Source organism: Paenibacillus wynnii (genome assembly GCF_030812855.1).
GTDB lineage: Bacteria > Bacillota > Bacilli > Paenibacillales > Paenibacillaceae > Paenibacillus_AQ > Paenibacillus_AQ wynnii_A.
In genome coordinates, this window is the sequence record NZ_JAUSTK010000005.1 from 96,050 (window position 1) to 120,331 (window position 24,282).

Annotated in this window: 21 protein-coding genes and 1 other annotated feature; of the genes, 16 read left to right on the forward strand and 5 right to left on the reverse strand. The window is 45.6% G+C overall.

Going from position 1 to position 24,282, the window contains the following annotated elements:
* Window positions 1-110 precede the first annotated feature (110 nt).
* Window positions 111-1,835 carry an acetate--CoA ligase gene (gene acsA / locus J2T20_RS07150; protein WP_307586945.1) on the forward strand — a complete coding sequence of 575 codons (1,725 nt, stop codon included), beginning with the start codon at window positions 111-113 and terminating at the stop codon, window positions 1,833-1,835.
* A 96-nt stretch (window positions 1,836-1,931) separates the two neighbouring features.
* On the opposite strand, the gene J2T20_RS07155 is transcribed toward acsA, so the two are convergent.
* Complete coding sequence (locus J2T20_RS07155) at window positions 1,932-4,892, reverse strand: transglycosylase domain-containing protein (protein ID WP_307586947.1); 2,961 nt, start codon at window positions 4,890-4,892, stop codon at window positions 1,932-1,934.
* A gap of 138 nt (window positions 4,893-5,030) precedes the next feature.
* Window positions 5,031-5,288 (forward strand) — a binding site (T-box leader).
* A 109-nt stretch (window positions 5,289-5,397) separates the two neighbouring features.
* Between J2T20_RS07155 and tyrS the strand changes: the two genes are divergently transcribed.
* Window positions 5,398-6,651, forward strand: coding sequence for a tyrosine--tRNA ligase (tyrS, locus tag J2T20_RS07160; protein ID WP_307586950.1), 1,254 nt, complete (start codon window positions 5,398-5,400; stop codon window positions 6,649-6,651).
* 70 nt (window positions 6,652-6,721) lie between these two features.
* On the opposite strand, the gene rpsD is transcribed toward tyrS, so the two are convergent.
* Window positions 6,722-7,321: a 30S ribosomal protein S4 gene (rpsD, locus tag J2T20_RS07165; protein ID WP_307586952.1), complete on the reverse strand. Its 600-nt coding sequence runs from the start codon at window positions 7,319-7,321 to the stop codon at window positions 6,722-6,724.
* A gap of 396 nt (window positions 7,322-7,717) precedes the next feature.
* Between rpsD and J2T20_RS07170 the strand changes: the two genes are divergently transcribed.
* From J2T20_RS07170 to J2T20_RS07190, 5 genes are all read left to right on the forward strand, one after another.
* Window positions 7,718-9,712: a sensor domain-containing diguanylate cyclase gene (locus tag J2T20_RS07170; RefSeq protein ID WP_307586954.1), complete on the forward strand. Its 1,995-nt coding sequence runs from the start codon at window positions 7,718-7,720 to the stop codon at window positions 9,710-9,712.
* Window positions 9,713-9,826: 114 nt separating this feature from the next.
* Window positions 9,827-10,687 carry a hypothetical protein gene (locus J2T20_RS07175; RefSeq protein WP_307586955.1) on the forward strand — a complete coding sequence of 287 codons (861 nt, stop codon included), beginning with the start codon at window positions 9,827-9,829 and terminating at the stop codon, window positions 10,685-10,687.
* Between the two features lie 97 nt (window positions 10,688-10,784).
* Window positions 10,785-11,900 carry an aminopeptidase gene (locus J2T20_RS07180; protein ID WP_307586956.1) on the forward strand — a complete coding sequence of 372 codons (1,116 nt, stop codon included), beginning with the start codon at window positions 10,785-10,787 and terminating at the stop codon, window positions 11,898-11,900.
* 103 nt (window positions 11,901-12,003) lie between these two features.
* The gene (locus tag J2T20_RS07185; protein ID WP_036654812.1) at window positions 12,004-12,249 is read left to right on the forward strand and encodes an HPr family phosphocarrier protein; all 246 of its coding nucleotides are present in this window, start codon (window positions 12,004-12,006) and stop codon (window positions 12,247-12,249) included.
* A 145-nt stretch (window positions 12,250-12,394) separates the two neighbouring features.
* Window positions 12,395-12,688 (forward strand): YlaN family protein, encoded by a 294-nt coding sequence (locus J2T20_RS07190; RefSeq protein WP_307586957.1) that lies wholly within the window; start codon window positions 12,395-12,397, stop codon window positions 12,686-12,688.
* A 111-nt stretch (window positions 12,689-12,799) separates the two neighbouring features.
* On the opposite strand, the gene cax is transcribed toward J2T20_RS07190, so the two are convergent.
* A complete protein-coding gene (cax, locus tag J2T20_RS07195) occupies window positions 12,800-13,870 on the reverse strand; it encodes a calcium/proton exchanger (protein ID WP_307586959.1) in 1,071 nt (356 codons plus the stop codon).
* Between the two features lie 152 nt (window positions 13,871-14,022).
* Here cax and J2T20_RS07200 point away from each other — a divergent pair, with 152 nt between their 5' ends.
* A complete protein-coding gene (locus J2T20_RS07200) occupies window positions 14,023-14,388 on the forward strand; it encodes an Asp23/Gls24 family envelope stress response protein (RefSeq protein ID WP_307586962.1) in 366 nt (121 codons plus the stop codon).
* 183 nt (window positions 14,389-14,571) lie between these two features.
* Here the strand turns inward: J2T20_RS07200 and ftsW are convergent, their stop codons facing one another.
* Entirely contained in the window at window positions 14,572-15,780 is a 1,209-nt protein-coding gene (gene ftsW / locus J2T20_RS07205; RefSeq protein WP_307586964.1) for a putative lipid II flippase FtsW, read from the reverse strand.
* Window positions 15,781-15,794: 14 nt separating this feature from the next.
* A complete protein-coding gene (locus J2T20_RS07210) occupies window positions 15,795-16,142 on the reverse strand; it encodes a YugN family protein (protein ID WP_307586966.1) in 348 nt (115 codons plus the stop codon).
* A gap of 236 nt (window positions 16,143-16,378) precedes the next feature.
* Between J2T20_RS07210 and J2T20_RS07215 the strand changes: the two genes are divergently transcribed.
* From J2T20_RS07215 to J2T20_RS07250, 8 genes are all read left to right on the forward strand, one after another.
* A complete protein-coding gene (locus J2T20_RS07215; protein WP_307586968.1) occupies window positions 16,379-17,560 on the forward strand; it encodes an amidohydrolase in 1,182 nt (393 codons plus the stop codon).
* A 28-nt stretch (window positions 17,561-17,588) separates the two neighbouring features.
* Window positions 17,589-18,053, forward strand: coding sequence for a CBS domain-containing protein (locus J2T20_RS07220; RefSeq protein ID WP_373457766.1), 465 nt, complete (start codon window positions 17,589-17,591; stop codon window positions 18,051-18,053).
* Between the two features lie 83 nt (window positions 18,054-18,136).
* Window positions 18,137-19,813, forward strand: a complete 1,677-nt coding sequence (locus J2T20_RS07225) for a DNA repair helicase XPB (RefSeq protein ID WP_307586972.1) — start codon at window positions 18,137-18,139, stop codon at window positions 19,811-19,813.
* On the forward strand, window positions 19,810-21,741 hold the full coding sequence (locus J2T20_RS07230) for a helicase-associated domain-containing protein (RefSeq protein ID WP_307586974.1): 1,932 nt from the start codon (window positions 19,810-19,812) through the stop codon (window positions 21,739-21,741). Before J2T20_RS07225 ends, J2T20_RS07230 begins: the two co-directional genes overlap by 4 nt.
* Window positions 21,742-21,757: 16 nt before the next feature.
* Window positions 21,758-22,195, forward strand: coding sequence for a YlbF family regulator (locus tag J2T20_RS07235; RefSeq protein ID WP_307586975.1), 438 nt, complete (start codon window positions 21,758-21,760; stop codon window positions 22,193-22,195).
* Between the two features lie 40 nt (window positions 22,196-22,235).
* Window positions 22,236-22,499, forward strand: coding sequence for a YlbG family protein (locus J2T20_RS07240; protein WP_307586977.1), 264 nt, complete (start codon window positions 22,236-22,238; stop codon window positions 22,497-22,499).
* 176 nt (window positions 22,500-22,675) lie between these two features.
* Complete coding sequence (locus J2T20_RS07245) at window positions 22,676-23,119, forward strand: hypothetical protein (protein ID WP_307586978.1); 444 nt, start codon at window positions 22,676-22,678, stop codon at window positions 23,117-23,119.
* Window positions 23,120-23,388: 269 nt separating this feature from the next.
* On the forward strand, window positions 23,389-24,282 hold the full coding sequence (locus J2T20_RS07250; RefSeq protein WP_307586979.1) for an EAL domain-containing protein: 894 nt from the start codon (window positions 23,389-23,391) through the stop codon (window positions 24,280-24,282).

The following is a 24,282-nucleotide window of genomic DNA, read 5'->3' on the forward strand; positions in this document are numbered from 1 at the left end:
TGTGATATACTGATTTTGACATAAAAAGTTCACAATTGATACATTGACATCATTAATTATGAGAGAGTCATACCTAAGCTTAAGTTAAATCAGTGAGGGAGGCAACAGTAATGGGTCAAGTCCATAGCGAAATTATACCGGGACGGGTGCTGAATTCTAACATGCCGGATTATGACCGGGCCGTAGCCGAATTTACCTGGGAGGATGCTGAGCGGCATTTCTCCTGGTACGATACAGGCAAGGTGAATATGGCCTTCGAAGCGGTCGACCGCCATGTTCTGGAAGGACGTGGAAACGCTACAGCTTTGCTCTACAGTGACGCATCACGGGAAGAGGTCTATACTTATTCCGATCTGATGGAACGGTCTAATCGGTTCGGTAATGTTCTGCGGAAATACGGAATTGGCAAAGGAGAAAGAGTATTTATCTTTATGCCCCGCCAGCCGGAGCTGTACTTCAGCCTGCTCGGAATACTGAAGGTGGGAGCAGTAGCCGGCCCTCTGTTCGAAGCCTTTATGGAGACAGCCGTGAAGGATAGACTGGCTGACAGCGGAGCTGTAGCGCTGGTCACAACCCCTGAACTGCTGAAACGTGTGAAGCGCGAGGAACTCCCTGAGCTGAGGCATATCATTTTGGTTGGTGGAGATTCCGATCCCGAGCAAGGAGAGATCAGCTTCGATGATGAGATGGCCTCCGCTTCACCTGATATGGAACTGGAATGGTTAGGTTTGGATGATGGCCTTATTATACATTATACTTCAGGCTCTACGGGCAAGCCCAAAGGAGTATACCATGTACAAAGAGCAATGATTCAACATTATTATACAGGAAAAATAGTTCTGGATTTACAGCCGGAGGATATTTATTGGTGTACAGCAGATCCGGGATGGGTGACAGGAACCTCTTATGGGATTTTTGCCCCATGGCTGAACGGGGTTACGAATGTGATCCGAGGCGGAAGATTCAGTCCGCAAGACTGGTATAAGACTATTGAGCGTAATGCCGTGACGGTATGGTATAGTGCGCCAACAGCGTTCCGTATGCTGATGGGTGCAGGAAAAAGCAGTCTCGAAGGCGCTGACCTAAGCAGTCTAAGGCATGTCATGTCAGTAGGGGAGCCACTTAATCCTGAAGTGGTAAGATGGGGGGAGAAGGTATACCAACAGCGGATCCACGATACCTGGTGGATGACCGAGACTGGTGCGCAGCTGATCTGCAATTATCCAGGCATGGATATCAAACCCGGCTCCATGGGACGACCTCTGCCCGGAATTGAAGCAGCCATATTGGATGACCGGGGAAATGTTGTCCCGCCTTATACAATGGGAAATCTGGCGATCCGAACCCCTTGGCCCTCCATGATGAAGATGATCTGGAATAACCCGGCTAAATATTCAGAGTATTTCAGAATTCCGGGATGGTACATTTCCGGGGATTCGGCCTACATGGATGATGAAGGTTACTTCTGGTTTCAAGGCCGCATTGACGATGTCATCAACACCTCGGGTGAGCGAATCGGTCCATTTGAGGTGGAGAGCAAGCTGGTGGAGCATCCGGCTGTGGCGGAAGCAGGTGTAATCGGCAAACCTGACGCTATACGAGGTGAAGTTATTAAGGCATTCATTTCCTTAAGGGAGGGCTATCACCCGTCGGCCGCTTTGAAGGAGGAGATCGCTGCCTTTGTCAAAGCTGGACTCTCTGCTCATGCAGCACCGCGTGAGATCGAATTCAAGGATAAACTTCCGAAGACGCGATCCGGTAAAATCATGCGCCGTGTACTAAAGGCATGGGAGCTGCATCTTCCCGCCGGAGATTTATCGACGATCGAGGATTAGAATAGATCGCAAAAAGGCCGTTCCCTATAAATAAGGGAGCGGCCTTTGATGTTTGAAGCATCTATAGGATGGTGTGTAGGCATCCTATAGAGTATTTTACTTTTTATTCTTATTACCACCAGCATTATTAGTACTACCATTATTAGGACTAGCATTATTAGAATCAGCATTGATGCCGCTAGCGCTATTACTGCCAGGGGGTGCAAGAGGTACCTCTCCAACGCCGGGATCTATGATAATACTACCTGGATCAGTGGCTTCAGGGATGACCTCTGAGCCTGGTGTAGGCGCTACAGTAGGTATTGGAGTTACGGTAGGAGTAGGTGTAGCTGCTGCTCCTCCAGCAACACTGGCAGAGGTTGTTTCATGGCCCGCTACGTCAACAGCGGTGACATAGAAGGAGGCACTCATGCTGGCAGGTGTGCCTGGTTGAAAGATCGTTTTTTCACCAGCCATAAGTACAGACTGCACTTGAAAAGGTCCGCCGTTCAGTGAACGGTATAGACGATAGCCGACTACATCCGAAGAGCCGCTAGGTGAAAATGTAATGACAGCTTTGCCGGAACTATAAGAGATGGCAATATTAGTGGCCGGAGAAGGCGCCTGACCATCATCCACACGCGGGTCTACTTCAGTTGGCATATCATTTTTGGCATCCTCAGGTAAATAATATGCCAAGGGCTCATGCTCGTTCATAGCCGGAAAAGCTGCCAACAGCTCTTTTACGAGATCCTGAATCGGTTTCTCCCGTGATACAACAATTTTTTCCTTCAAAAACTCTTCAGGCGTCCCTTCCTGAGGAATGTAATTAATTTCATTGAATGTAATATATCTAGCTTTCGTGATTCCATCATCACTATCTTTTGGAATAAACTTAACGTTAAATAAATCGGTTGTAAATTTATCAGTCAGATCAGTAGGGAGCTTTCCACTGTATGCGGAAACGGTCTTTTTAACAATTCCTTTGGGCTGAGTAAACTTCGGTGTTACGAATAACTCCGGTCTTTTCTCAATAACGGCATTCATGACCTTGGCCCATAAAGATTGAGCTTGACGTTTCTGAGTATCCCCTTGGAGCGTGTTAATAGGCTCTTTATAACCCACCCACATTCCAAGTGTAACATCAGGTGTCAGACCCATAAACCAAACATCGGCGTAATTCTGAGTGGAACCCGTTTTACCGACGATTGGAATGTCGCCAAAATGCTTGTAGTTGCTTTTCACTGTGCTGGCAGTACCCTCAGTAATAACAGTTCGCAGCATATCTGTCATAAGATATGCGGTTTGTTCGGAGTATACCTGCTCCGGAGTCACTTTGTGGTGATAGACAATTTTCCCTTGCGAATCCGCAATCTTTTCAATCATGTAGGCATCCGAAAATGTACCTTTGTTACCAATAGAAGAGTATGCATTAGCCAGCTCTTCAACGGATACACCGTAACGCAGTCCACCTAGAACACCGGTCTTAGCGCTATAATCTTCGTCCTGAATGGTTGTAATTCCAAGCTTCTTAGCAAATGCCCATGAATCTTCGATGCCTACCTTTTCATTAAATAGCTTCAGTGCAGGCAGGTTGAGCGATTTATTCAGAGCATAACGTGCAGTAACAAGACCTTGGTACCGGTTATTGGCATTTTTGGGAATGTGGAAGCCTTTGGATCCATCCTTCAAAATAATCGGAGCATCATCCAAGATCCCCGCTGGTTGAATCAATCCGCTATCCAATGCAGGTAAATAGGCCGCGATAGGCTTCATAGTGGATCCGGGTTGACGGACCATTTGTGTAGCGTAGTTCATCTGCTCCAGATTGAAGTCACGGCCTTCGATCATCCCGAGAATAGCACCTGTTTTATTATCGATCATTATGCCTGCTGTTTGTTCTTTGCCCTTGCTCTTGCTGTCCTTAGTAAAGTTTTCACTGTTTTCAGAGATGGTGTGCATCGCACTGTACACTTTTTTATCAATAGTGGTGTATATGCGGTAGCCACCGGTCATGAGCTGCTGACGGGCCTCCTCCAATAAAACAGGATCATCTCCCGAGTTGGTATCGTCTGCAGTACCGGTTACCCCATCCTTGTCTTGGTTAATAGAAAGCATAATCTCTGCAGCTTTACGCTCTGTTTCCAACATTAGATACGGGTAAGTCGCATACGCTTTTGCTGTGTGTGGCGCAAGTGCGCCCTTGATATCAAAGGCTAGGGCCTCATCGTATTGTGAGGTCGTAATTTTGTTCTCCTCCAGCATACGGCGCAGTACAAGCTGCTGACGGTCAATAGCTCTCTTAAAAGCTGCCTCGTTAAATTCTCCCAATCCGTTAAATGCAGAATATTTGGAGGGGAGCTGTGGTAGACCTGCCAAATATGCGGCTTGCGCAATATTCAACTTATCCAGATCATCTTGACCAAATACGCCTTTGGATGCAGCTTTAATTCCGAACACATTATAACCATTTGAACCGTTCCCGAATGGCACCTTGTTTAAATAGGCTGTTAATATCTCCGGTTTGCTTAAAAAGCGTTCCAGACGCAGCGAAAGTAAAATTTCTTTGATCTTCCGATCCTCTGTTCGGTCCAAATTTAGGAACACACGTCTTGCAAGTTGTTGGGTAAGTGTGCTGCCGCCGGTTTGGACAGATTCATTAAGCAGCTTTTGCTTAACCGCACGTAAGGTCCCGCTCACATCAACGCCATCATGCTCATAGAAATTATTGTCCTCTATAGCAAGAACTGCATCAATAATAATCTGTGGAATATTGTTGTATTCAATGAGTCTGCGGTCTTCCTCCGTACGGAGTTGGCCGATTGGGGTGCCGTCACGGAAATAAGCAAATCCGGTTATAGCGTTCTGGCTAACTTGCTGCTGAATTAATTGCTCGGAGCGGACAGGGTCATCTTGTACAATAGAAGTAATATAGCCTGTCACGGCACCGCCGGCAAACAGAATGCCCATAATGCCAAGGATAAACATCCACTTTACCACAGAGCCGACCCTGTTCAGCCAGGTTCTTTTCCTTGGGGGATGTTTCTTTGCAGTCTTTTTCTTGTTCTCTTCAGCCATCGACGATAATCCTCCTTTATAACGGAACTATTATAGCACAATTTGGCGTTTTTGAATGCGCTTATAACTCATTCCGGTTTCTTTCCTGTTTGACTTTTTTTAAGAGCATGTGATATAAATGAAAACAATTAGATAATCAAAAAGGCGCGGAAAGACATCAGTAGAAGGGCTGCCTTATGTTTTCAGAGAGTCGGTGGGTGGTGCGAACCAATAACAGGCCCCTTTGAATTACAGTCTGGAGCTGTCCAGAGGAAAGGCAAGGGCTAAGTTCCTGCTCAGTAGTCCGGCACCGGGTGTTATCCCGTTATGGCAATGAAGTGAAAATCTTTGGCTCCGTCGGGGAGTAACAAGGATTTTAATTAGGGTGGTACCGCGAGCCTCTTTCTCGTCCCTTGGGATGATAAAGGGGCTTTTTTGCGTGGCTGAAACGTCTAATCTGATTAGGTGAACACTCACATAATAGACTTTGTTTCACAAATTATACAAATTTTTAGGAGGGGTAAGAATGAAGTGGGAAGAATTATCAGCAGCCCAGCAGCAGGAAGTTGAGCGTCAGCTTGAAGTCATATCGCGCGGTGTGGTAGAGATCGTACCGGTGGCAGAATTAAAACAGAAGGTTATGAAGTCTATTGTGAGCGGAGTTCCACTTAATGTGAAGTTAGGACTTGACCCTTCAGCACCGGATATTCACGTTGGACACACCGTTGTAATGCACAAGCTTCGCCAATTCCAGGAGCTGGGACATCAGGTGCAGCTAATCATTGGTGATTTTACTGGACGGATTGGTGATCCAACAGGTAAATCGGAAACTCGGAAGCAATTGACGGAGGAAGATGTACAGCGGAATGCTGAGACCTACAAGAAGCAAATTTACAAAATTCTGGACCCTGAAAAAACAAAAGTCTACTACAACTCCGAATGGCTCAGCCCGATGTCCTTCGCCGATGTGGTTACCTTATCTGCGAAAGTAACGGTAGCTAGAATGATGGAGCGGGACGACTTTACTAAACGCTTTCAAGGTGGTCTTCCAATCAGTATTCACGAATTCTTCTACCCGCTGATGCAGGGGATGGATTCTGTAGCTTTGAAAAGTGATGTGGAACTCGGCGGAACGGATCAGAAGTTCAACCTGCTTATGGGAAGGACGCTGCAAAAGGAATACGGTGTGGCTGCGCAAGCTGCAATTCTGACTCCTTTGCTCGAAGGTCTTGACGGTGTTCAAAAGATGAGTAAAAGTCTTGGCAACTATATCGGGATTGATGAAGAGCCCAATGAAATTTACGGTAAAACCATGTCTGTACCGGATGAATTAATGTTGAAATACTACGAATTGGCTACGGATATCAGCAATCAAGAGCTTACTGTTCTGAAGGAAGAATTGCAGGAGGGTGTAGTTCATCCAAGAGATGCGAAAATGCAATTGGCACATACCTTTGTACGAATGTACCACAGTGTGGAAAGGGCAGATGCTGCACAGCAGCATTTCGTGACGGTATTCCAGCAACGGGCGCTTCCGGAAGACATTGAAATCTATGCTGTTCCGGCAGTTGAACTTGAGAACGGAACAATAAAGCTTGTTAAGCTGCTCACTCTTGTCGGGTTTTCAGGTTCCAATGGTGAGGCGAAGCGGAGTATCCAGCAGGGTTCTGTGAAGCTGAACGAAGAAAAGCAGGAGGACCCGAATGCAGAATTCACACCGCAAGAGGGAGATATTCTGCAGGTAGGTAAACGTAAGTTCGCTAGACTCACATTGGGCTAAATATATAAAACACAAGAAACCCTCCGGATTAATCCGGAGGGTTTCTAAACTACTGCCGATAAGATAAATCTTAACGGTTGTAGAATTCGACGATTTGTTTTTCATCGATATCTTGGGACAGCTCGGAACGTTCTGGCAAACGGATATATTTACCTTCGAAAGATCCATCAGCATATTCCAAGTAAGCAGGAAGGTGTGAACGGTTAGTAAGAGCTTCTTTGATTGAAGTCATAGTGCGGCTTCTTTCGCGAAGACCAATTACATCACCAGTGCTAACACGGTAAGATGCAATGTCAACTTTTTTGCCGTTAACAGTTACGTGACCGTGGGATACCAACTGACGCGCTCCAGCGCGGGAGTTAGCGAATCCAAGACGGTAAACGAGGTTGTCCAGGCGGCTCTCAAGCAAGAACATAAAGTTTTCGCCGGCGATACCTTGGATTTTTTGTGCTTTAGTGAAGAGAGTTTTAAATTGTTTCTCTCCCAAGCCGTACATATGACGCAGTTTTTGTTTTTCCAAAAGCTGCATTCCGTAGTTACTTACTTTTCTGCGTTGGTTAGCGCCGTGTTGTCCCGGTGGGAAAGGGCGTTTCAAATCTTTACCTGTACCGCTAAGGGATATGCCTAGACGGCGGCTGAGTTTAAATTTAGGTCCTGTGTAACGTGCCATGTTATAGTAGACTCCTTTTTATTTGAAATTTCAGGTGGGGCCTATTTGTGCCGCGTGCCGTATCCGTGGAAGATTATAGATCCACACTATTAGGGAAGTTCAGCCGCTGCCCTGATAGTAACGAACACGCGTGAGGGTGACACAACGTTACGCCCAATATAAGACTAGTTACAGTCTTGTTCAACAATAAATATTATATGAAAACTACCAACAAAGTCAAGCGCATGTTTAAAGAGATTTTGTCAATCTTTGTCGTTAGTTCTTAGGACCTAAAAAAAATCCGGGATTTGTGGAAAATATAATGCATTAAGGAAAGAAACAGAGTAAAATATGATTAAATCATTAAATGTTATCGGAACAAGGTTTTTAAATTGAGAAACTAAGGGGATCCTCTTTATGTCAGAGCAGGAAGCTTACGGTCATAAAGGCAGCCAAGTGCTGGTACAGGACACCATGTTGACAAAAGACGATTCTGAAGATCCTACCGCATGGCTTAGGGATACGGACATCGTATCCTATGATTTCCCTTATGCCGCAGATCTGATTGCTGACAGCTTTAATGAATGGTTCAAGGGACAAGCTGCCCTCCCATTCACTGAATCGTGGAGTTGGTGTGTCCTTAATTATGAAGGTAAACGTGTACACTATTTAACTAAGAGTCCAGAGCATTGGAATTCCTATTGGGAAGATGCTGCTGGATTAAGTTTGCTTTCCCGTAAGTCCTACAACCTAGAATTGGTGGAAGACGGAAAAAGCATAACCTTCTTGAGTGTGCCTATTTTGACGCGCTCCAAGGGGGATGTTTTTGCTCTGCTTGGCTGTGCTATGTCAACGGAGCAGTATGAGAAGGGCGGCCGGGAGATAGCTGAAGCCATGGCTCTGCATTATAAGACCTGTTTTTACCGCACATTCGAGCATGTCTTTGTATCTGATCTGGCAAGTGTACATCAGAATGCCGAACGAGAGAGCGTCCGTCATTCAGTGTTGTTTCAAATTGTTCAACGGATGCACGATAATATTGATGTGGACTCTGTGCTTATTGAAGTTATTGAGAGTATTTGTGCAATGTACCCAGGAGCCAGGTTAGTGCTATTTATGTCACAGGATCACCGTAGTGCTCATCCTCAAGTGAAGCCGCTCCCCCCTCGATGGGAGAGTAACGATGTATGTGCCAGGGCATTCAAGGATGGGCGGGTAGCGATTCAAACTAGCAATGTAGACAATAGATATCTAGAAATCGGTCTTCCCCTCGGTGGAAAGCAAGGGGTTTATGGTGTTTTTCATATGGTGATATTTAATCCCGACTTTCCGGATGTTGACCTGCGCTTTCTGACTATGGTGGCTGATACAGCGGGTACTGCCTTTGAGAATGCCAAGTTATATGAACGGTCCAATCAGCTGATTCGTGAATTGCGCATGAGCAATGAGCTCACTCAGCGTCTGAACCAGAGCTTGCGCCTGGGTGAGATTTTTCAATTTGCCTTTGAGGAGCTGCTGGAAATGTTCCAGGCGGATTATTGTTGTATTCTTCATTTAGACGAGGAAAAGGGCGGGCTTGAGGCCATAGCCTGCAATTATCCCGCTTTGCTTAATGAAATGATAGATATCGGGCAAGGGATAGGAGGAAGGGTCTACTCTACCGGGGAGCCGTTGATATTATCTGATTATCTGCAACACTCGGAGACGGCCTCCAAGCTGATGGATGCAACTAAATCCCAATCCATAATTGCAACTCCGCTTAGTGTAGGCGGAGAGGTGCGTGGAGCCATTATGCTGACCCACCGGGATGCCCATTTTTTCTCATATGATAACTATCGTCTGCTGCAAGCTATGGCAGGCCATATCGGACTTGCTGTCGGTAACGCGCGTTTACATGCGGAGGTACGCCGTCTGGCGAACAGAGACAGCCTCACAGGGCTCTACGCACGGCATTATCTGGATGAAGAGATCAAGAACAGACAGGGTACTGATTTCTGCGGTTCTTTAATTGTTGTTGATATTGATCAATTCAAGCTGGTTAACGATACTTACGGTCATCAGAAAGGCGATAAAATCCTGAAGCAGGTCAGTGATATCGTAAAGTCATCGATCCGAAGGGGAGATATTGCCGCCAGATGGGGTGGTGAAGAACTGGCTGTATATTTACCGCAGCTTGGCGTGCAGCAGGCAGCTTTCGTAGCCGAACGAATTCGTACACGGGTTCAGGAGGAGACAGAGCCGCATGTTACTGTGTCCTGCGGGATTGCTGAATGGAGCTGGACGGACGAACGAGTGAGTGTGGAATCATTATTTTATCGTGCAGATATGGCATTATATGAAGCGAAGAACAATGGTCGAAACCGAGTCGTAATTGATAGTAAACAAACCGAGAGCAGAGTGGAAAATCCTTGAGGCTAAATCCTCAGGGATTTTTTTATGGAAATTAAAAGATTTGGAGCATTGGTCAGTATAACCCCTGCCTATAAGGAGACCCTAAAATAAAATTGGGTAAGGAAGGGTCTGGGGATGATGACAAATCCGGCGGTTCGGAAATGGATAATGACATGGGTCGTATTAATAACCTGCATTTATAGCAGTGGTTGCAATAAGCTGAGTGACAAACCAGCCGGTGAATATTTGGATCTGGCACTGGCAGGAATGGCGGGTAGTGACGGGGTTACCTTTGAGGGTGCTACGGCATTGTTGCGAGGTAGTGAAGGGACTCCATACGCGTCCGTATATTATGGCGGGAACGTGAAGGATCACAATAAGGTAACACTGTATACGCTACTTCCGGATGGGGAAACCACCAAGCCTGAGTCTACTAATCAAATAAAGAAAGCTTCGAGTGCTACTGACAAACCGTCCTATTATAGCAAGCTGGAGAAAATAGAGGGGGGGTGGAAGGTGCTTTCAGAATCCTCCTCGCAAGAAGGTAATCCACTGCCGCGCCTTAATCCCTTACATCAGCTAGAGGAGCTTGAGGGGCTGGATAAGACAGTGACTGAGGAAGCTGGAGCAGGAAGAGGGGTCCGGGTATTGCGCATAGAGCTTTCCCCAGCAGAAGCCCGCCAGCAACTGATTAACCAGTTGGAGCAGGAGATGTCAGCTCTTCGTACCTTTGGACAAACCAAGGAGAATACACTAACGTCCAACAAACCGGTGCTTAAAAAAGTATTGGATACATTTTGGGAAAAGAAGAATGCAGAGCTTAAGACCAAGCTTGAACGGGCTCAAGTGAAGACCATTTACCATTTGAATGTGGACAGTAGGCGCAATCTTCCACAACGTTTGGCATGGACACGAACAATTAGTTACTCAGGGGATGCTCAGAATGCCCTGAGTGAAACCTATGTAGCTCAGGTTAACTTCTATGGTTATCGTTAATTATCACAGGGCAACTGAAGTCTTGCGCTCTTTATTGAGAGTGCTACAATAGATAAGTATGTGATTTTTAGGAAGAGGAAGAGGAAGGAAGAGGAAGATGAAAGATCCCAGAATTCAAAAGCTGGCGGAAAACCTTATCGGGTACTCCGTAAATGTACAGCCAGGCGAGAACGTGCTCGTCGAAATGATTGGCAATGAGCGAGACTTGATCAATGCGATTGTAGAAGAAATCGGCAAGGTTGGCGGACATGCTTTTGTCCAGCTAACAGACCGGACGGTACAACGCAGTATGCTTAAATATGCAACTAAGGAAAGTTTGCAGGCGTGGGCTGAGATTGATTTGAACCGAATGAAACAAATGGACTGCTATATCGGTATCCGTGCGGGCGAGAATGTTAACGACCTGTCAGATGTACCTGAAGAGAAGATGAAGCTATATAACTCCCTGTATTCCCACCCAATTCACAGTGAACAACGGGTAAAACATACGAAATGGGTAGTCTTACGTTATCCAAATGCCAGCATGGCGCAGCTCGCTAATACGAGCACAGAAGCTTTTGAGGATTTCTATTTTGAAGTCTGCAATCTGGATTATGCCAAAATGGATAAGGCACAGGATGCGCTGGCTGATCTGATGAAAAGAACAGACAAAGTACGTATATCAGGTCCCGGCACGGAGCTTACCTTCTCTATTAAAGGGATTGGAGCCGAGAAATGTTCCGGTCAGAAAAACATTCCGGATGGCGAAGTATACAGCGCACCTATTCGTAATTCCGTTAATGGTACAATCAGCTACAATGCTGCGACCCTATATAACGGGGTAACTTTTGAGAATGTGAAATTTAGCTTTGAGAACGGTAAAATCGTTGAGGCTTCAAGTAACGATAGCGAACGTCTGAATGATATTTTGGATTCGGATGAGGGAGCACGTCATATCGGTGAATTTGCGATCGGGTTTAATCCGTACATACTGCACCCGATGAAGGATATTCTTTTTGATGAAAAAATCGCAGGTAGCCTTCATTTCACACCGGGCCAAGCATATGAAGTAACGGATAACGGCAACCGCTCCTCCATTCATTGGGACCTTGTGCTGATTCAACGGCCGGAATATGGTGGCGGAGAGATCTATTTTGACGATATCCTTATCCGTAAAGACGGTATTTTTGTTCTTCCCGAGCTGGAAGGTCTTAATCCAGAGAACCTGAAGTAAAATAGAAGATAAGAAAACACCTTGCGCGAGTAAGCGAATTCAATGTATCATGGAATTGATTACAAGTAGATCATGTTCATATTCAGGTTGCGGAGGGATTCATATGTCCAGTAACAATGCGGCAATCGTTGATATTGCCCAAACAGCGAGCCAGTTCAATTCTTCTATCGTTCTTCAAGCAGAAAACAAGTACATTGATGTAAAGAGTATCCTTGGGTTATTCACTACATTGGTATCCAGCCAAAGCTATGAACTGCATGTGCATGGCACTGATGCTGAAGAAGCGAAGAAGGCAATGAGCGATGTATTCGCCAAACACGGTTTGAATTTTACTGTTGTAGCGGAGTAAATTCTTTTCCCGAAACGTCTTGTCGATTTTGACGGGACGTTTTTTTAATTCTAAAAAACTGTATTCTTGTATTGATATCCGATTTCGACTAATATTAAATTAAATAGGATTACTGTTTAACTTTTGGACATGGGGGGGAAGATGCATGACTTCATCGGATTTGCAGGAACAGCTTAATCTTAAAGCAATTACTCTTCTACAAGAAGATGCCGATAAAATTGAGAAGCTTATCGAAGTGCAGATGGAAAATCTGGCCACGCGTTACTGCCCTCTCTATGAGGAAGTGCTGGATACCCAAATGTACGGTTTCTCTAAGGAAGTTGACTTCGCCGTCAGAGCGGGTCTGGTGTCTGAACTTACAGGCAAGTTAGTATTAAGCAAGCTGGAACGGAATTTGGCCGTTTTATACGAGGCATTAAATAACAAGGCGAAGCAATAAAGTCTGATTCTTACTGCTTAATTATCGGACAAGATTTTTCTTAGCCAAAATTAAAAGCGCACAAGAGAGCCCGGGAGCCGCTCATGTGCGCTTTTTGCTTATCCTAAAAAGTTATACAAGATAGAAGGAGACGCCTAAAATGAGGTATACCGCTAACAGCAGCAGTCCTTCGTACCAGTTGGTTGAACCATCCTGAATAATCGATTTAGCAATAAAAACAGATACACCGATTGCTACTAACTCAATAGCTGTAAAAACGATGTCCATCGTGTCGCCCATAAAATAACTCGCGAAAATAAGCACTGGAGCTACGAACAAGGCGATTTGAAGACTGCTTCCTACAGCTATTTCTACAGCTGCACCCATTTTATTCTTCATGGCAAGTAGAATGGCTGCACTATGCTCGGCAGCATTACCAATGATAGCTACAAGGAATGCTCCTACGAACAGTTCACTGAGTCCGAAGCGTTCTGTCAATGTTTCGAGTGTTCCCACAAGCCATTCACTGACGAAAGCTACCATAACGGTCGCTAGCACCAAATAAAGGATTGATTTCTTTTTGGACCATACAGGTGCATGTTCATTAGGCAATTCTTCTTCGTTATCTTCAGTTACGTCATCCAGGAACTTTTTATGTGTAATCATGGAGAAGACGAGCCACGCCAGATAAGACGCAATGAGCAGTCCAGCAACAATCAGACTGAGAAGATCCGTATCTCTTTCTGTAATGGAATGTGTGTTAAAGAACATAGCGGGAACGAATAAGGCGATCACGGCTACGATCATTAAGGATCCATTAAGCCCAGCAAGCGTAACGTTGAAATTTTGTATCTTGAACTTCAAGCCCCCGGCAAATATACTGAGACCAAGAACAAGCAATAAATTACCGATGATAGAGCCAGTCAGACTTGCCTTAACCATATCGTATAATCCTTCTTTTACGAGGAAGAACGCGATAATCAGCTCGGCAGCATTACCAAAGGTTGCGTTAAGAAAACCACCCAGACGTTGTCCTGCATAATGAGCTACACTTTCCGTTGCTCTGCCTAGAAAACCGGCTACAAAAACGACAGCGATGGCAGAAAGGATAAACTGAAGTGTGTGGTCCCAGTTTGCATAATGTCCTATCGCGCTAAGCGCAAAGGTGACGATGAGTAGTGATGGAGAAATCCATTTTTTCATGTGATAGCTCACTCCAGTCCAATTTATGTATATTTATTTCATACTCAATATACCCAAATTGACCCAGTATGTAAACGGAGAGAGAAAGTGATTTGCTTTTTAGCCTGTTTAGGAATTACAATAATTGATAATGAGTGTAAGGGGGATTTGGCATGGCGGAACAACTTCAGCTGGAAATGGGAAATATACGTATCTCTAATGATGTGGTCTCAAAAATTGCCGGATTGGCTGCTTTGGAGACTCCAGGGATTGCAGCCATGTCAGGAGGCTTGTCAGAGGGCTGGGCAAAACGCCTTAGCGGCAAAAATGTGCAAAAGGGTGTAACCGTTGAAGTGGGTCAACTGGAAGCTGCTGTAGATCTGCGTATTATCGTTCTCTATGAAACACCTATCCATGAGGTATGCCGGATGTTGCAGCAGAATGTACGTTCAGCTGTGGAGAGCATGACAGGACTTCATATCGTAGAAGTTAATGTTAAGGTTGAAGGCGTTGCCTTTAAAAATGATGAGATTTCTTAAACGGCTCATAACTGCTTGGTGATGTGAGAATCTGGCAGCGCTTTACTGAGGCTATCCTATTTGTAGTTTTTCTACGAATAAGATAGCCTTTTTCCTGTTCATATCATGCAAAGTAAAAAAACAGCAGGTCTACGAGTTACCGAAGACTTGCTGTTTGATGTTTGTGATTCACTGAATTGTTCGCTATCTTGCACGCACCTGTCTGACCGTCGTTACAGATTTCGTAACTTCCTCTTTGGCTGGACGGTTAGATTCTCGAGAGATACTAAGCATAATTCCCATGGAGAGCATCATGACCAGCATAGAGGATCCTCCGTAGCTGATAAAAGGCAAGGTGACACCCGTTAACGGGATGGTCTTCGTCACGCCTCCAATATTAACAAACGCTTGAATGGCGATCCAGCCCATTATTCCAATCCCTACAAGTGTTCCGAAGGGATCAGGACACCTTAGTGCAATTAAAATACCCCTCCAAATAAAATATAAATAGATGAGTAGAAAAAGTGCAGTCCCTACAAAACCCAGCTCTTCTCCCATAACAGCGAAGATGAAATCTGTCTCTGGATTTTTTAGATAGTTCAGCTTCTGTACGCTTTGACCGAAACCGGCACCACTTACGCCTCCTTGACCCAATGCAGTCAAAGACTGGATGATGTTGTAGCCGGTGCCTTTTGGGTCGTCATAAGGATCTATAAACGCCTCAATACGGCCTTTCTTGTAGTCTTGCTCCGCCACAGACTTCTCTTGCACAGGTGAAAAGGAGTCAACTACTGTTTTGGCCCCCAAGACAAGACCAGCGCCGAGCACAAGCAGCACAATGGAGGCTAGAATATGCTTCAAGCTCGCTCCCCCTGCAAACACCACAAGACCGCTTGTAGCTACCAAAATGAGGCATGAGCCTAAGTCAGGCTGCATCATAATTAATCCGGCAACGATGCCGACAATAACCATAACGGGGATATAGCCAGTTCGGAAATCTCTTAGCCGTTCACCCTTTTTGGTGATAAGAGCGGAGAGGTACAAGATGATAGAAATTTTGGCGAGCTCTGTCGGTTGAATTCCTAGACTACCTATACTGAGCCAGCTCTTCGCACCATTGATTCTTTCGGTAGATGCGACCATCAGTAATAAAATAAGTGTAATAATGAATATGGGAGCATACCATTTCTTGAATCTGCTGTAATGAATATTCATCACTGTGAACATGACGAAGCTGCCAAGGACCACCCAAACAAGCTGGCGTTTTAAGAAATATAACGGATCTCCTCTAAAGTAAAGGCTGGAACTTGAGCTGAACACCATAATTACTCCAAAGCCAACAAGCAGAAGCGTAAGTATCAATAATTGAAAATCAGGGGTTCCTTTTTTAGCGGGAGTACTCTTTGATTTCATTGTTGTGCTCCTGTTCAAGCCTCAAGCAGCTGCTTTAGTTCCAAAATGCGTTTTCCCGCAATCTCAAGCACTGGTTGTGGCACAGGAGACTCGTATTCCAAACCGTGAGGGAAAGTTGCCTTGCCCAAGTAAACGGCTTCAATAGCAAGCACAGTGTCCGGTTTCTCCAGTTTACCTTCGACAGCACGGGTATTTACTCGAAGGAAATATTCGCCGCCGTTCTGCTTGTCTTCAATCTTGCAGTCATAAGTGGCACGATAGTATTCCCACTGCCAACGTATAAACCCTGCTTTTTCCGCGCTTTCGTCCAGGTAGAGAAGATCACTTTGAAGTCCCACGAGGCCCGTGTTCTCAAAAATCATGGCGCACATATCCCCCTTATGAGTATAATGATTATTTTTTTTAACAAAATGTTCACGTTCTACCTCATGATAGTATGTTTCTATGGGTTGTGCAAGACTGGAGGGACGTGTGTAATACACAGTTTTTCATGTTTCTGCTACAATAAAAGGCATATTATTGATTTTTGCGGGTATAGAGAAAAAGGATGGCTTCCAATTTGTATGGGGGCGACTTTTAGGGAAGGGATGGAGAAAATATGGAGCAGGTGACAGTTGAACAGCTGCTGCCGGATATGGTGAAATGGCGCCGTCATTTGCATCGTCATCCGGAATTGTCTTATCAGGAACGGGAGACCTCTGCGTTTGTGGAGGACAAGCTGATAGGCTTCGGAATTGAGGTTAAGAAAAGCACATCGGGTTATGGACTCATAGGAATTATAAAGGGCAAGAAGACGGGGAGGACTGTTGTGCTCCGTGCCGATATGGATGCGCTCCCGATCAGGGAAGAGAGTGAGTGTCCTTATACTTCGATAAATGAGGGTGTCATGCATGCATGCGGCCATGATGGACATACCGCAATGCTCCTTGGAGCGGCAGCGTATTACAGCAGTAGGCGGGACGAACTTGAAGGAGAAATTCGTTTTCTGTTCCAGCCTGCAGAGGAAGTCTGTCCCGGCGGAGCTCTGGGTATGATTGCTGAGGGAGTCCTGACCGGTGCGGACGCAGTTTATGGTCTTCATCTATGGACACCGCTTTCCGTAGGTACTGTAGCCAGCGCTGCGGGGCCTCTAATGGCCTCTGCGGATGAGTTTTTCATTGATATTATCGGTAAAGGTGGACACGGAGGAATCCCGCATCTTACGATTGACAGCATTGTGGCCGGAGCCGCACTGGTGACACAGCTTCAGAGCATTGTAAGCCGCTCGGTAAATCCGTTGCGTCCTGCGGTTCTCAGTGTGGGCACGATACAAGGAGGCTTCGCCCAGAATGTTGTTGCAGAGAAATGTCGGATTACCGGTACGGTTCGCGCTTTCGATGAGGAAACGAGGTATGTGATTCGGCGCAGGATTGAAGAGATGGCGTCAGCGGTTGCGGGTGCATACGGTGCCGAAGCGAAAGTGGATTATTTGATGGGTTATCCACCGTTGGTCAACGATGAGACTGAAACCGAGCGTTTTTTCAGAGAAGCGCCACGGGCGTTAGGTGAATCCGTGGAGGTTATCACGATGGAGAAGTTGATGCCTGCAGAGGATTTTTCTTATTATGTTAAGCATATTCCTGGTTGTTTTATCTTCGTTGGAGCGGGAAATTCTGATAAGGATGCTGTATATCCTCATCATCACAGCCGATTTAACTTCGATGAAGATGCATTGCTTCATGGTGTGAAGCTGCTGATAGCTATGGCGGATTCGCGACTGAACGAGAAGCAAGTCGAATAATTCTTGTAATTACGGAGAACCTACTCTCATGTTTCACCATAACAAGAGGAGGGTTCTAACCTTGAGAACTGTAAAAGAAGCTATGACTAGGAATCCTATTACCGTGACCCCTCAGGATAATATTTATGAGGTAGCCGTTATTATGAGAGATAATGACACAGGGTTTGTTCCGGTAGTGGACAGTACGGACAGCAAAACTCTGATTGGGGTAATTACAGACCGTGATCTAGTCCTTCGTGGATATGCTGACAAGCATTCGGGATCCAGTTCCGTTGAACAAGTAATGAGTACGAATATCCGCACAGCTTCAGAAGATACTTCCGTAGATGAAGCGGTTGAACTGATGGCATCCCAGCAAATTCGCCGGCTGCCTGTAGTTCAAGACGGTAAATTGATCGGTGTTGTGTCTATCGGTGATTTGGCAGTGCGCCACAACTATGTGGATGAAGCCGGCCGAGCCCTGAGCGAAATCTCTGAACAACATTTACATTAGGATAAGTTAACAGTGGAAAGCTCATGTCCGTAACCGGAATGGGCTTTTTCAGCTATTCGGGTGACCGAAAGGAGGATGGTTGTGTGGAAGGAAGAGGAGCATGTGTTGTTCGAAGGGACCGATTCATACTTTTAGAATGTCTACATACAGAGTTCGAGGCTGCAAGAGTAAAACTTTCTGCGTTTGCTGAGCTTATAAAAAGTCCACCTTCCTATCATACTTACCGTATCAGTAACTTATCTCTCTGGAACGCGGCTTCACTAGGATTAACAGTGGATGAGATTGTGACCGATCTTAGGAACTTATCACGCTATGAGGTACCTTCAGGACTTGAGGAAGAGATTCGACTGATCATGTCCAGATACGGTCGTTTGACACTTCATTCGGATGCTGTAGATCCGGGCCAAATGATCCTACGAAGCGATGAAGGGGTCTTGTTAGATGAACTGGATCAGCAAATGGCTCTACAAGCTCTTGGGCTTCGGAGAGCCGGTCTGCGCGAGATGACCTGTTCCACTTCAAGGCGCGGTCAATTGAAGCAAGAGCTGACAGCGCTGGGCTATCCTATATTGGATTATGCAGGTTATCATGAAGGCCAATCCTTGAGTGTTTCATGGAAAGACAGCAGCTTTGAATTAAGAGAGTATCAGAAGGACGCCGTGGAGCATTTTGAGGGGAAAGCCGGCAGTGAAGGCAGCGGTGTAATTGTACTTCCGTGCGGAGCAGGTAAAACGGTGGTGGGGATGGCAGTGCTGAAAGCCCTGCAGTGTGAAACGCTCATTCTTACCTCCAATACAACCTCTGTAAGGCAATGGATGAATGAGCTTGCACAACGTACTAATCTTTCAGCAGACGAAATTGGCGAATATACAGGTGAGAAGAGGCAGGTTCGGCCCGTAACTGTAGCTACTTATCAAATTTTAACGCACCGACACACAAAAGGCGGAGAGTTCCACCATATGAGTCTCTTTGAAGAACGTAATTGGGGCCTCATTATTTATGATGAGGTTCATTTGCTACCGGCTCCAGTTTTTCGCGCAACGGCGGATATTCAAGCCACACGGCGTCTTGGACTTACCGCTACCCTTGTTCGGGAAGATGGACGGGAGGGAGATGTATTTTCCCTAATTGGACCCAAACGTTATGATCTGCCTTGGAGGGTTCTGGAAAAGGAAGGATGGATTGCCGAGGTGGAATGTGTGGAGATGGTTGTGCCCATGAAAAACCTTCTTAAGCATGAATATATGTATGCATCCGCCAGAGAAAAATTTCGGCTGGCCGCTACTAATCCGGTCAAAGCGGCTGTTGTGGAGAAGCTGCTCAGCAGGCATAAAAAAGCCTCTATTTTGATTATCGGTCAATATATTCAACAGCTGGTTCACATGGCGGAAGAATTAGGAGCCCCTCTAATTACAGGTAAAACACCGCAAGCGGAGAGAATGGAATTGTACACCGCATTTAACGAAGGGATGCTGCCTGTGCTGGTGGTCTCAAAAGTGGCCAATTTTGCTGTAAATCTGCCGGATGCCAGTGTCGCGATAGAGATATCGGGTGCTTTCGGCTCGCGTCAGGAGGAAGCTCAACGTCTTGGCCGCATTTTAAGGCCGAAGTCAGGTGAAAATAAAGCTTACTTCTATACGCTGGTGTCGGAGGCTAGCAGAGAGCAGGATTTTTCGCTGCGACGTCGGATGTTTTTGACAGAACAGGGGTACCAATATGAGGTGAAATACGCGGAGTTGAATGGAGTGGATAGTCATTGATTCAATTAACAGCCCATGCGGAGGCACTGCTGAAGAAGATATATGCAGCTTATGCAGGTCAACCTTTTGAAGAAGGGAAAGAGGAGCAATTCAGGCCGGTAAATCTGTGTCGTGCAGAACAAAGACTTGCCTTGTCTGAGCTGCGTCAAGCAGGATTCCTTGTGGCTTTGCAAAAAATGTGGGGTGAGAAGCTGTATTATATCCCTGAAGAACATCTCCTCACACTTCAAAGCCGCTTCTTTCCCTATACAGCTTGTTTAGAAGACAGCAGTGAGGTTCATATACATATGGAAGAGGGTATAGGACTGGCCAATGAGCTGTTTCAAGCCTTGCTGTTCGTGGAGCAGGAGGGGTTGCCTATTACAGGTAAGGGCAGCATTCATAAGAAGAATATAACTAGGCTAACCTCCAAACTTACCCTTCAAGATAAGCATTTGCGAGGCCTTTCCCTAGGGTATCCATCCCCTGATATCTACACACTGCCTGCTGCGGTAATGCTTGATTTGATGCTATTTCTGGGATTAATAAAGCGGGAAGAAAGCGAATATATCCTCTGTGTTGAAGTTTTGGAAAGCTGGTTAAACCTAGCTGAGTCCGTAATGTCGGATATGCTCTTTAATCTGGCTATGAAACGCTACGGGTGTTCTGATCCAGCCGCTCAGCATTTTCGGTATCTAATAGCACGTCCTGAATTTGTAGTAAGGGAATGGTTGTCTCTAACCCAATTACTGGATTGGATGGAATCCAGAGGTCTGGTAATGCCCATACAACGTGCGGGTCTAGAGGCATCAAGCTTGGCTTGGCTGGAGTGCTTGGCTGGTTTTGGCTGGTGTCAGGTTGGAACTAACCGGGAAGGTGGCTTGTGCTTCCGCTGGATAAAGTTGAAGCCTCAATTAGAGGGGTTCACGACCAGAACCCACCCTGTGTCAGCTTCTCCAGCTAAGTTCATCGTGCAATCAGACTTAGAAGTGCTTGTGCCCCCAGATGTTCCATATTACGTTCGCTGGTGCCTGGCCTGCTGTGCTGAGTTACTATCTATCGATTCCATGTGGAGCTTTCGATTATCACGGGAGCAGTTGGAGTTGGCCTACGATAGGAGGATGCCTCCGGAAGAGGTCGTCTCCTGGTTAGATGATCATACGCTGGGAGGTCTCCCGCAAGAGGTAAGACTCGTGTTAGAACAATGGGGAAAGGATATCGGGCGAACATCCTTTGCCGACGTTTTACTCTTAACCTGCAGAGAGGAAGAGGATGCAGATGCCATTGCTGCACATCCAAGGCTGCAGGGCCTGCTATGTCGGTTGGGAACGGCACATTTCAGCGTACTGAAAGAACACGAGCAGTACGTTCGTAAGGAGCTTACAGCGGCAGGGCTAGTCCCTCCTCATGGCGTGCAGGGCAGAGAAGCAGGGAATTTAACAGCAAGACCCGAATGTTATCTGAAGAGGTCAGAGCATCCAAGCGGTTATACTCTTTCTTCAGCAAATACTCAGCAGGGTCTGATTTCTATAAACAGTCCGATACTCTATTTACAACCGGCGCCGCTTGAACCAGATGTTCCACTCTTGATGGAAGAAGAAAGCATACCCTCTATGTGGTTTAAGGAGCTCCACCGCTATCACACTACTACCGCTCAGAAAATGATGGAGCAAGCATTGACCTGGGGGATTAAGGTGCGTCTTGCCATTGAGGAAGAAATTCAGGAGTTCATACCTACGCGTATTTTGGGCAACCCCTGGCGTATAGAGGGGTATATCATGTCCAGCGAAGTAGGAGAGAGCCCAGAGGAACGGGAGTTTCCTGCGGGCAGTTGGAAAGAGATGCAGCTGATTATTCCACGCCCGATAACAATTCCCCCTTCTGTTACAGCAACTGGATATGTTATGATAAACGAGACTACCATTAAGGTAGATCAACATTTCACATAGAATTGAGATGAAGTTCATGAGCGTAGCGGAATTGAACACGGTCGATATGGCTGAAGTGCTGACATACGCCTATGAATTGGGCGACATGATTAATCAATCCGCCGAAGTGTCGGATTACCTATACTGGAAAGGGCAGGTTGACGCGAGCCCTGAAATCCAGGCGATGATTAAGCGGCTTCAGAGTAAGAAGGAGCTGTTCGATGAGACTCAGAGATTCGGACATTTTCATCCGAACTATCATTCGGCCAAAGATGAGGTTTCAGCGGTTGAAGCTGAGCTCGAGCAATTCGAAGAGGTTGTTAACTTCAAGATGGCTGAAAAAACACTGGATGACATTCTTTTTTCGATGTCGGAAACGATTGCCTTCTCTGTGTCGAACAGCATAAAGGTTCCTAGTAACAATCCATTACCTAAGGGCGGTTGCGGCAGCGGCGGCAGTTGCTCATGCGGTTAAGGCAGCCGGGATAAAGAGAGACAGGAAGGCGGAAGAGCTTATGTTTGCAGAACGTACAGGTTATATCATTTGGGTAAGTGACATTAAAGCAGCGCGTAACCTTGAGAAATATGGAACACTGCATTATGTTTCACGGAAGATGCACTACGCGGTTATGTACGTGAATGCAGATCGGGCTGAAGAAGTTATGAAGAATGTCCGCAGACTTTCGTATGTAAGAAAGATAGAAAGATCTTACCGTAATGAATTGAAAACGGAATATACCAGCAATGGACCGGACAAGTCACGTTATTATGGACTGTAGACCGGAATAGGGTAATGAACAGGCGTGAATTTGGCGCCTGTTTTTTTGTAGGAATTACAAGATATCTTGTTTTAATTATAAGGAGCTGGCACATCCTTCTGAAGAGGCAAAAGCTTGTAGAACCTTCGGCAATGCGGTAAGATGACAACAATAAGTGCATGATACGGTGGAGTGTGATGATGATGGGCGATAAGGGAACAGAATTGTGGGGCAAATATGAGCCCTTCCACATCCTGCTGAATGACTACCGGGTTGCTGACATTGTGATATCAAATCATGCGAAAAGTCGATATTTGGACCGGATTAGTGTAGAGGGTAGTAGTGAAGATGACATTGCACCATGGATATGGCAATCCCTAAGACAGAAACGGATGAAGCCTTATTCACAACATGATCAGAATGCTTATTTAATTGATAATGACATGGTGGTTATAGCCGAGTTCTCAGAGCTTACAGGTGAGCGGAATCATTCCGGTCACCAGCTTTATTGTATGACTATTGTCTCATTTCTCGGTAAAGTTTCAATCACCCCCCAGCTGCGGGATTTGAGGGCTTATTATTCTTTGCTGCGCCAAGCCCGCCGGGTGAAGATGATTAGGAAAAGACGTAAACGTAAGTAGAGTCGTGTAAATGGCATAAAAGGGGATTGGACCATAAGTAACTTTTTCTACGAATGTAATCAATCCTCTTTAATTCAAAATGAACATAAATGTAAAATTAACAGCCAGTCTCCGGTTATTATTGGAGACTGGCTGTTAAGCGTCTCCTTATTTTTTGTTATTCCAGCCAAAGATAAGATATTTTGATTACTTTATCATGGGTTAATATTTCTAAAGTATGCTGGTGGTGAGCGACAGATTTTTTTACGAAAAAGCTTATGGGAGAGATTATGAATAAACGTTTACAAATACATAGGCAGTTATCTGCGATTCCTTATTATTTTCAGCATTTGAACGAAAGAATGAAGAATGAAATGCAGGAGCTAAAGAAATTGGGGGCGGTCCTGGATATTGTGAATAAAGGTCTAATGGATACATACTTTCAGCCGATCCTTCAGCTACAGAGTGGACAAACGATCGGACATGAAGTGCTGAACAGGCCACCGACTTCACCGCAATTTCCTACAACCGAGCTTTTTTATGAATTCGCAGGAGAAACAGAGTTGATGTTCAGGCTTGAAAAGAACTGCCGCCGAATGTCGCTTACTCGTTATGTGGAGAGATTGACGAATCCTACAATAGAGAATGACAACACTAAGCTAATCTTCATCAATATGCATCCTGGTATCCTGAATGATTCACGACATAAAAGTGGGGAAACCGTGGAACTTATGAAAGGGCTGGGTTTATCTCCGAGTCGTGTTGTTTTCGAATTAACGGAACGTCAGGCTGTACAAGACTATGCAAGCTTTGAGAAAGCCTTGTCGCATTATCGCGATCAGGGTTTTCGAATTGCTGTCGATGATGCTGGCTCCGGATACAACAGCCTAAAGACAATAGTTTATTTGAAGCCAGAATTCATTAAACTGGACAAGTCATTGATCCGTGGGATTAATAATAACTCGGAGCAGCAGGAATTATTAGAGCTGATTAGGGAATATGCCCATCGTTCATCAACAAGAGTGATAGCCGAGGGAATCGAAACGAAAGAGGAACTGTATTTTTTACAGAAGTCAGGTATTGATTACGGTCAAGGTTATGCTTTGGGGAGGCCAGTCTCCCAACCAACAGATGGATCTATTAAGGAGTATGTTGATCAAGGGCTACCCATCAATGTCCGGTAG

Bases quoted from the DNA above. Each gene is read 5' to 3' on its own strand.
- J2T20_RS07190 (WP_307586957.1), top strand. From the start codon at position 12,395: ATGACTTCATCGGATTTGCAGGAACAGCTTAATCTTAAAGCAATTACT.
- J2T20_RS07235 (WP_307586975.1), top strand. From the start codon at position 21,758: ATGAGCGTAGCGGAATTGAACACGGTCGATATGGCTGAAGTGCTGACA.
- J2T20_RS07155 (WP_307586947.1), bottom strand. From the start codon at position 4,892: ATGGCTGAAGAGAACAAGAAAAAGACTGCAAAGAAACATCCCCCAAGG.
- J2T20_RS07245 (WP_307586978.1), top strand. From the start codon at position 22,676: ATGATGATGGGCGATAAGGGAACAGAATTGTGGGGCAAATATGAGCCC.
- ftsW (WP_307586964.1), bottom strand. From the start codon at position 15,780: ATGAAATCAAAGAGTACTCCCGCTAAAAAAGGAACCCCTGATTTTCAA.
- rpsD (WP_307586952.1), bottom strand. From the start codon at position 7,321: ATGGCACGTTACACAGGACCTAAATTTAAACTCAGCCGCCGTCTAGGC.
- J2T20_RS07185 (WP_036654812.1), top strand. From the start codon at position 12,004: ATGTCCAGTAACAATGCGGCAATCGTTGATATTGCCCAAACAGCGAGC.
- J2T20_RS07180 (WP_307586956.1), top strand. From the start codon at position 10,785: ATGAAAGATCCCAGAATTCAAAAGCTGGCGGAAAACCTTATCGGGTAC.
- J2T20_RS07220 (WP_373457766.1), top strand. From the start codon at position 17,589: ATGTTTCACCATAACAAGAGGAGGGTTCTAACCTTGAGAACTGTAAAA.
- cax (WP_307586959.1), bottom strand. From the start codon at position 13,870: ATGAAAAAATGGATTTCTCCATCACTACTCATCGTCACCTTTGCGCTT.
- J2T20_RS07240 (WP_307586977.1), top strand. From the start codon at position 22,236: ATGTTTGCAGAACGTACAGGTTATATCATTTGGGTAAGTGACATTAAA.
- tyrS (WP_307586950.1), top strand. From the start codon at position 5,398: ATGAAGTGGGAAGAATTATCAGCAGCCCAGCAGCAGGAAGTTGAGCGT.
- J2T20_RS07215 (WP_307586968.1), top strand. From the start codon at position 16,379: ATGGAGCAGGTGACAGTTGAACAGCTGCTGCCGGATATGGTGAAATGG.
- J2T20_RS07200 (WP_307586962.1), top strand. From the start codon at position 14,023: ATGGCGGAACAACTTCAGCTGGAAATGGGAAATATACGTATCTCTAAT.
- acsA (WP_307586945.1), top strand. From the start codon at position 111: ATGGGTCAAGTCCATAGCGAAATTATACCGGGACGGGTGCTGAATTCT.
- J2T20_RS07170 (WP_307586954.1), top strand. From the start codon at position 7,718: ATGTCAGAGCAGGAAGCTTACGGTCATAAAGGCAGCCAAGTGCTGGTA.
- J2T20_RS07175 (WP_307586955.1), top strand. From the start codon at position 9,827: ATGATGACAAATCCGGCGGTTCGGAAATGGATAATGACATGGGTCGTA.
- J2T20_RS07210 (WP_307586966.1), bottom strand. From the start codon at position 16,142: ATGATTTTTGAGAACACGGGCCTCGTGGGACTTCAAAGTGATCTTCTC.
- J2T20_RS07250 (WP_307586979.1), top strand. From the start codon at position 23,389: ATGAATAAACGTTTACAAATACATAGGCAGTTATCTGCGATTCCTTAT.